Genomic DNA, 3,209 nt, shown 5'->3' with positions numbered 1-3,209 from the left:
TGCCGCCAGCTCGCGTCAGGTGGCCGAAGCTCAGGCCTTCGCAGAGAAGGCGGGGCTGAAGGTGGTGTCAGTCGACGAGCGCAGCCACACCGTGAAGCTCGAAGGTACCCCGTCGCAGCTCGGCAGCGCATTCGGTGTCAAGCTCGGGCGCTTTCGCGAAGAAGGCGGTCCGGAGTTCCGCGCCTACGAGGGCCGCTTGAAGCTGCCTGCGGGAGCCGACGCTGTGCTCGGCCTCGACAATCGCCCCATCGCGAAGTCGCGCATGGTGGTGAGCGGAGACGTCGGTGCTCAGGGCTTCATCGGCCCGCGCATCGCCGACCTCTACAAGTTCCCCAAGGGTCTCGACGGCACGGGCCAGACCATCGGCATCATCGAGCTCGGGGGCGGGTACAAGGACGAAGATCTCAAAGCCTACTTCCATCGAGCCAACGTCAAAGCCCCCGAGGTGAAGTCGGTCTCGGTCGATGGCGCCACCAACGCGCCCGAGGGCAAGCCCAACAGCGCTGATGGAGAGGTGGCCCTCGACATCGAGGTGGCGGGCAGCGTCGCACCCGGCGCGAAGCAGGTGGTGTATTTCGCCCCCAACTCCGAGCAGGGCTTCGTCGACGCCATCAACCAGGCCATCCACGATCAGGAGAATCACCCCAACGTCATCTCCATCAGCTGGGGAGCGCCGGAGAAGGAGTGGACGCCAGAAGGCCTGGCCGCCATGAACAACGCGTTCAAGGACGCGGCCGCGCTGGGCATCAACGTGTACTGCGCCTCCGGCGACCGCGGCGCAAAGGATGGGGAGAGCGACGGCAAGATGCACGCCGACTTCCCGGCAGCAAGCCCCTACGCCATCGGCTGCGGTGGAACCCGTCTCAAGACCGACAGCGGTCAGATCACCAGCGAGACGGTCTGGCGCGATCTCTGGGGGCTCGGTGGGTCGACGGGCGGCGGTGTGAGCGACGCCTTCAAGCCCACCGACTGGCAGGTGGCGCATGCGCACCTTCCCAAGCCGACCAATCTGAATGGCGGTCGTGGTGTTCCCGATGTCGCAGGCAACGCCTCGCCCGCGTCTGGCTACCTCGTCATCGTCGACGGGCAGGAGATGACCACCGGCGGAACGAGCGCAGTCTCACCCCTCTACGCAGGCCTCAACGCGGTGCTGGCGCAGGGGGTTGGAGGCAAGCTGGGGTATCTCGCTCCCACCTTCTACGCCCATCAAGAGGCGTTCAATGACATCACCAAGGGCAACAACGGAGGCTATAGCGCCGGACCCGGCTGGGATCCCACCACGGGCGTGGGGTCGCCCAACGGCGAGAAGCTGCTGGCGGCGCTGAAGGCTGACCAGGCGGCGGTTGCCGTGCCTTCGGCTGCTCCTCCCGCCGAGGTCGAGGGCTGAACGCTCTCAGCGCAGCGTCTCAGAAGCGGGCGTTTCAGGTCGTGCTGAGCGGGCGGGTCGCGATGCGCCAGAGCGCGATCCCCTCGCAGAGCAGGAAGATGGCGAGAAGCACCTGCACGTTCTGGGCATCGAGGGCGCGACTCGCCAGAACGCGTCCAGGCGTGTAATAGGTCAGAACGCCCAGGGCGCGCACCGCCGCGGCTGGGGGCCAGAACGGTGCCACAACCGTGATGAGGTAAGAGGTGAACACGGCGCCGAAGACGATGCCTGTCGCTCGGCCGCGCTCACTCGACCAAGCAGAGACGGCGCTGGCAAAGCCTCCCACCGCAAGGTAGGCCGCGAACAGGTTGGCGAGCACCTGGGCTGTCAGCGTCGCGTCGGGCAACCCCTCGAGGCCATCGGTCGGGCGCCCCAGCCACCATGCGGCAAAGGCCGACGCCATCACCGGCAGGCCCGCGCCGAGCCACACAGCGGCCTCACCCAGGGCCACCTCGATGCGTGACACCGGCCAGCCCAGCGTCATGTCGATGGTCCCGGTCTCCAGCTCCCCCGCGGGATAGCGGGTGCAGAGAACCAGCGCTGGCGTCCAGGCGAGGGCCATGACGAAGGGGTGGGCCCACAGCAGGCCCATCAGAACGCTGGTGGTGAGCGCGTCGGCGCTCTGCTGGCCCAGCGAGGCGGCCACGAGCGCCTTCACCAGCGGCACCTGCGCGGCGATGCCCGAGACTGCACCGTGCAGCGGTGGCAGCACCCGCGTACCGAGAAAGACCACCACGAACATGCCCACGCAGCACCACGCCACGGTGGCTCTGCTCTCTCGCGCCGCGCGACGGGCGAGCACCGCGACCGCGCGGAAGGACGGCGTCACCGCTGGCCCTCCGCGCGTGCAAAAGGAGCAGCTGGCGTCTCGGACGCATCGTCTGGACGGGGGTAGTAGGCGCGGAAGACCGCTTCGAGGTCAGGGGGCGCGAGGTGGCAGTCATCGAGTGCAAGCGTGGCCGCCCACCGCACAACCTCCGATGGTGCGCCGTCAAGCTCGGCGGCCCAGACGCGACCTGCGCGGGTCAGCACCTTCAGGAAGTGGGGGACCTCGGTTGCGGTGGCCCTCTCCTCGCTGACGAACACGAGGCGGACCGCTCGACGCGCGCGCCCCCGCAGCGCTTCGATCGAGGTGTCGGCCACGGTCTTGCCGTCGCGCACGATGACCACCTGCTCGCAGAGCTGCTCGACCTCGGAGAGTCCGTGGCTCGAGAAGAGCAGGGTGTCGCCCAGGTCGGTGCGGTCGCGCAGGTAGGCGAGCAGCCGCCCCTGCACAAGCGGGTCGAGTGCCGTGGTGGGCTCGTCGAGAACGATGACGCTGGGCTGGTGGGCGAGGGCCATGACCAGCCCCAGCTTCTGACGCGTGCCGCGCGACATGCGGGCGGCCGGCAGCTCGGGCGAGAGCTCGAGCAGGGCGCACAGCCAGTGGCCATGCGTGCGCACGTCGCGCCCATGCAGGCCGTCGAGAATCGCAAGGGCCTGGCGGGCTGTCAGGGTGGGGTGCACGCGCACGTCGCCCGGCAGGTAGCCCACGTCGCGCTTGATGCGGCGGCTGTCACGCCAGCAGTCGAGCCCGTTGATGGCCGCTCGTCCGGCATCGGCGCGCAGGAATCCCAGCAGCACGCGCAGCGTGGTCGACTTTCCCGCGCCGTTCGGGCCGAGGAAGCCACATCGCCCTCCTCGCGCCACCACGAGGTCGAGGTCTCGCACGCCGCGCCCGCCCGGATACACGTGGCAGAGCCTCTCGACCTCAATCACCCGATCTGCGTGTGCCACCATGGCG

The 3,209-nt window shown here is 68.8% G+C and carries 3 protein-coding genes; 1 reads left to right on the top strand and 2 read right to left on the bottom strand.

Annotated features, from left to right (window positions below):
• Positions 1 to 19: 19 nt before the first annotated feature.
• Positions 20 to 1,387, top strand: coding sequence for a peptidase S53 (locus EB084_22405; protein NDD31016.1), 1,368 nt, complete (start codon positions 20 to 22; stop codon positions 1,385 to 1,387).
• A gap of 34 nt (positions 1,388 to 1,421) precedes the next feature.
• Here EB084_22405 and EB084_22400 read toward each other — a convergent pair whose 3' ends face one another.
• Positions 1,422 to 2,255, bottom strand: coding sequence for a hypothetical protein (locus EB084_22400; GenBank protein NDD31015.1), 834 nt, complete (start codon positions 2,253 to 2,255; stop codon positions 1,422 to 1,424).
• Positions 2,252 to 3,209, bottom strand: a 958-nt coding sequence (locus tag EB084_22395) for an ATP-binding cassette domain-containing protein (protein ID NDD31014.1), incomplete at its 5' end; no start/stop codon positions are given. The genes EB084_22400 and EB084_22395, both read right to left, overlap by 4 nt.

The sequence above is a fragment of the Pseudomonadota bacterium genome (assembly GCA_010028905.1).
Taxonomy (GTDB): Bacteria; Vulcanimicrobiota; Xenobia; order RGZZ01; family RGZZ01; genus RGZZ01.
Note: the sequence above shows the minus strand (reverse complement) of the source record. Positions and strands in the feature narration are given on the sequence as shown.